At 43.9% G+C, this 4,353-nt stretch carries 6 protein-coding genes; 4 read left to right on the top strand and 2 right to left on the bottom strand.

Annotation, left to right across the window (positions count from 1 at the left end):
• Nucleotides 1-1,060: M24 family metallopeptidase (locus JW872_03785; protein ID MBN1549754.1), on the top strand; the 1,060-nt coding region annotated here is incomplete at its 5' end.
• On the opposite strand, the gene JW872_03780 is transcribed toward JW872_03785, so the two are convergent.
• Nucleotides 1,057-2,658: a hypothetical protein gene (locus tag JW872_03780; protein ID MBN1549753.1), complete on the bottom strand. Its 1,602-nt coding sequence runs from the start codon at nucleotides 2,656-2,658 to the stop codon at nucleotides 1,057-1,059. The two genes, JW872_03785 and JW872_03780, sit on opposite strands and share 4 nt — an antisense overlap.
• A 198-nt stretch (nucleotides 2,659-2,856) precedes the next feature.
• Between JW872_03780 and rplM the strand changes: the two genes are divergently transcribed.
• The 3 genes from rplM (at nucleotide 2,857) to JW872_03765 (ending at nucleotide 4,113) form a co-directional block, all read left to right on the top strand.
• A complete protein-coding gene (rplM, locus tag JW872_03775; protein MBN1549752.1) occupies nucleotides 2,857-3,279 on the top strand; it encodes a 50S ribosomal protein L13 in 423 nt (140 codons plus the stop codon).
• Between the two features lie 62 nt (nucleotides 3,280-3,341).
• A complete protein-coding gene (locus JW872_03770; GenBank protein MBN1549751.1) occupies nucleotides 3,342-3,677 on the top strand; it encodes a hypothetical protein in 336 nt (111 codons plus the stop codon).
• A gap of 31 nt (nucleotides 3,678-3,708) precedes the next feature.
• Nucleotides 3,709-4,113, top strand: a complete 405-nt coding sequence (locus JW872_03765; GenBank protein ID MBN1549750.1) for a hypothetical protein — start codon at nucleotides 3,709-3,711, stop codon at nucleotides 4,111-4,113.
• Nucleotides 4,114-4,191: 78 nt separating this feature from the next.
• Here JW872_03765 and JW872_03760 read toward each other — a convergent pair.
• On the bottom strand, nucleotides 4,192-4,353 hold a 162-nt coding region (locus JW872_03760), incomplete at its 5' end, for a thioredoxin family protein (GenBank protein MBN1549749.1).

Below are 4,353 nucleotides of genomic sequence, written 5' to 3'. Positions count from 1 at the left end.
CGAACGTGCTAAATGGACTGGCGTGAGTTTAGAGACCTTGCGTCAACAAGCCCATAATGCGGGTATTGATGATGTAGCATATCTTGGAAAACAATGTGCAGGTTATCAGTTTACTCCCTTTTTTTCACAAGATGATGTTATCCATCTGCTTGATCGTATTAATGCAACCGTAGCAGCCAGAGGGTTATTATATACGTTATGTCCCGATGCAAAACGAGGTTATATCGAACAGCGTCATTTACTTGCACAACTTGCATCGTTTGCTCCCGAATTACGATGGAATGATGTCAGTGAGATTGTTGCTGATCTACGTCGCACAAAAGATATGCGCGAATTAGAGCAGTTGTTTAAAGCGATTGAAATTACTGCCATGGCACACGAAGCTGCGGCACATGTTATTGCATCCAACGTATATGAGTATCAAGTACAGGCTGCAATCGAATATATTTTTACCGAAGCGGGTGCACAACGACCTGCGTATCCAAGTATCGTTGCCAGTGGTTTCAACTCAACAGTATTACATTACGATGCGAACCAAAGAGAGATGTCTTCTGGTGATCTTGTCGTTGTAGACATTGGTGCGGAGTACAACTATTACTGTGCCGATTTAACACGAACATATCCTGTTTCAGGCATGTTCACGAAACGGCAACGTGAGATTTATGACATTGTGTTAGATACACAGGCGTATGTTGTAGATATAGCCAAGCCTGGCATGTGGCTATCCAATCCTAACCAACAGGAGCAGTCACTGCATCATCGCGCTCTTGCGTTTTTACAAGAGCGTGGCTATGCGCAGTATCTACCACACAACATTGGACATTTTCTTGGCTTAGATGTTCACGATGTTGGGGATCGAATGATTCCACTGCGTAAAGGTGATGTTTTTACCATCGAGCCTGGTATTTATATTCCGGACGAACAGCTTGGTGTGCGTATTGAAGATAACTATATGATGGGCGGAGATGCTGTAGTGTGTTTAAGCGCAGATCTTCCGTCAGATGGAGATACTATTCAAGAATGGATACGTAATCGCAACGAGTTTGAGAGTCAATCTTAACGTCGTGTATTCAGTATCATTAATACAATAAAAGATATTAAAATCCCCGAACTCAAACCGATCATGCAGTGAGTAAATGATGTGGTCTTGAGGATGCCTAGTATGAGATAACCACAGAATGTTCCAATCAACGGTGGAATGCTGTAAGTAAACTGCGTCTTAACGTGATCCATGTGATAGGTGCCGGTCGAGTTTGATGCCATGATCGTTGCATCGGCAATTGGTGCGATAGTGTTACCTGCAATGGCTCCAGAAAAGATACTACCAATGACAGGAATGATTAGCATGACCTGGTCAAGTAATGAACCTTCAGGGGCCTGCATGAATGAGAGAACCATCGGTATTGCAAGTGCAGTCATTAATGACATAGCACCCCATGACGAGCCAACTGCAATGGTGATCAACAATGACACCACGAAAAAGAGTGGCAAGAGGAATGTCATATTCATGGCACCAACAAGCAATGATGCAATGTAGTTTCCTGTTTTGAGATCATTGGCAAGCAACCCACTCAACGTCCAGGCAAGGCAGAGCATTGTGAGTGATGGCATGATAGAGGTAAACCCTTCGCGCATTGCAGCAGACATGTTTTTGATTGATATTGTTTTTCGGATGATGATGCTTGCGCACAGGACCAGTACGCTGACTATGCTGGCGATAAATAGTGACTGAGGAATGTTCCCGTTTTGAAATGCTGCACCAAAGCTACGCGTTCCGCCAAACAGATAAAAATTGCCGGTATATAAAATACCGACCAAAGCCCCTCCAATCAGAGTGATCATTGGTAATGCAAAATCAAGAACGCTCTCCTTTTTGATATGACCCAATTCACTTTTGGTGCGCAACTCTGGCTTTCCACCGCATAAGTTGCCGTCTTTTTTTGCACGATCTTCATGTTCTTTCATTAGACCAAACGAAATGTTTTTATTAACCACAAACAGCACCGATGCAAACAGAACAAACGAATAAAAGATGTAAGGTATGACGTTGATGTAGACGGTGAAAGGACTAGCGTATATTTGTGCTCCGGGCTCAAGATTGATCCCAGCTGCATCCAATTGTGCAACAAGAGGAACAACCCAGCTAGAAACAGGATTGATCAGTACAAGTGGTGCGGCGAGTGAGTTGACCAGGTAGGCGAGTTTTACACGAGCAACGTTGAACTTACTTGCGATAGGACGCATGACATTGCCGACTGTTAGGTTGCTGAGGTAGTCATCAACAAAGAGTCCCAACGAAAGAAAGATCGATGCTTTTTCAACGTCCTTTTTTGAATTAAGGTGTTTGGTGAGGAGTGCCCCAAATGCATGCGCTCCCCCGGAATGTGAAATTAATGATATTGCAATACTGAGCATGGTAAGAAATGCGAACAGAAGGATGGTTTCATGTGGGCGGTCATAATAAGGAATATTACCAATTTGTGATGTTTCCCAGATGCTTGTAATGGTCTTAGTGAGTGTTGCCAGGGGATTGAAGTTGGTCACTAGGAAGCATGCGGTAATGATGCCACTCAAAAGGGCAGGGATGATCCGTTGTGATGCTACCGCGAGAGTGAGGGTGATCAGCGGTGGTAACAAGACGGGCCATGACATCTGCATAAGGTATCCTTTGTAATAAAAAAGTATATGGAACGGGCCTTATCATAGCACGATTGGGGTTGGGATGAGAAGGTTTGGCGTCTAGGGCACTGTTTGACCTACTTCGAATTTATCCGTACAATTTTGATATCCCGTTCACGTAGTAAAAAAATTGATGTTTCCAATCAGCCCGATGGGCAGAGTGTGTAAGGATAGACTGTGGATTTTAACAAGACATTTTTCCTCAAGAAAGAAGCGAGAGACCCTCAATGGCATTTGATCGACGCAACTGATCAGGTTCTCGGCAGGTTGGCTACTGATATTGCAGATAAATTACGTGGCAAGGATGAAGCGACTTTTACTCCGCACACTGACTCTGGGGATTATGTAGTCGTGATCAATGCTGAAAAAGTAAAGCTCACTGGTAAAAAACTAGATAAGAAAATTTACTCATCCTACAGCGGCTGGATCGGGGGACTTAAGGAATTGACCGCGAAGCAGGTTATGGAAAAAGATCCGCGTAGAATCATTGAAGCTGCAGTCAGAGGTATGCTTCCTAAAAATAAATTGAGCCGGCAAATATTCAAGAAGCTCAAAGTCTATGCAGGATCAAAGCATCCACATCAGGCCCATATCAAATAATGAAGGGTTTTATGTCCTTCAAACATCTTCTTTTCGCCCTTAGTTGTCTCATAGCAGTATCAGTGAATGCTCTTCCTCCTCGCTCTGCGCGTTCAGAGCATGAGATAAAACGTTCTACTAATTCTGGTTCATGGTGGGCAGGTGTGAGTGGCGGATTGACAGTTGTTGCACTCTTTATATTGAAATGGCGTTGTAATGCAAGATGTGCAAAAGTAAAAAACCTTACTGCTAGAAGTGCAGATGAAGATCCAGAAAGAGGGCTAAGGCGAGAAAGCCGTTGCTACGATTTGAAAGTGGCCGCTGAAGACTCTGGAAGTGATGCTGATGGAGAATATGAATCAGCTGATGAAAGGAGAGCGTTTCCATTGGAGTTCCCAGTGGAAGAAGAGGTTGATTAACGCTGTATTAAAATACATCATGGGGGTTTATATGAACAGCAGAAGTTTGCTCTTTATTTTGAGTCTTATGGTTATGGTGCCAATTTGTGCGGAGTCGCAACACGTGGTTTCTAAGGAACAGGATGCGGCATATCCGTTTTTTTCCAGGTATTGGTTAGCAGGTGGAGGTGCTGTGGTGTGTGCTGCAGCCGTAGTAGCTCACAGCGTTTCGAAGTCTAAGTTAGATTGGAATCGGCTGGGATTGCCATTGCATAACTTTCATCCTGGATGGCGGGCAAGCTTGCATTCGAGTAACGATGGCGCCGAAGGGTCTGTTGAGGCAGCATGTACAATTGTGTCCGCTGAAGATGGTGCTGACAATATCTTTACTAGACGTCCTGAACCGCGTGTTGGCTGGGCGTTTGCTGGCGATGACTCTGACCAAGAAGGCTTTTAAAGTGCTGTAAAATCCTAACTAAAAGTAAAGGCTCGTGTTTTCACGAGCCTTTTTTCTTATTTTCAGCACAATTATTTGTTAGGTAAGTTCCTTGATCTCATCTTTGAGTTCTTCGTAAGAACGCGCTCCTGTGAAACGCAGTTTTTCCTTGCCATGCTTGTAGCCGATGAATGCGGGGATTCCCTTGATGTTGAGTTTTTGCGCATCAGTGAACGAGTCTGTATCAATTTCTACAAATGT

The organism is Candidatus Babeliales bacterium (assembly GCA_016929235.1).
Taxonomy (GTDB): domain Bacteria; phylum Babelota; class Babeliae; order Babelales; family JABCYS01; genus JAFGJD01.
The sequence above is the reverse complement of the archived record's forward strand: the minus strand, read 5'-3'. Positions and strand labels throughout refer to the sequence as shown.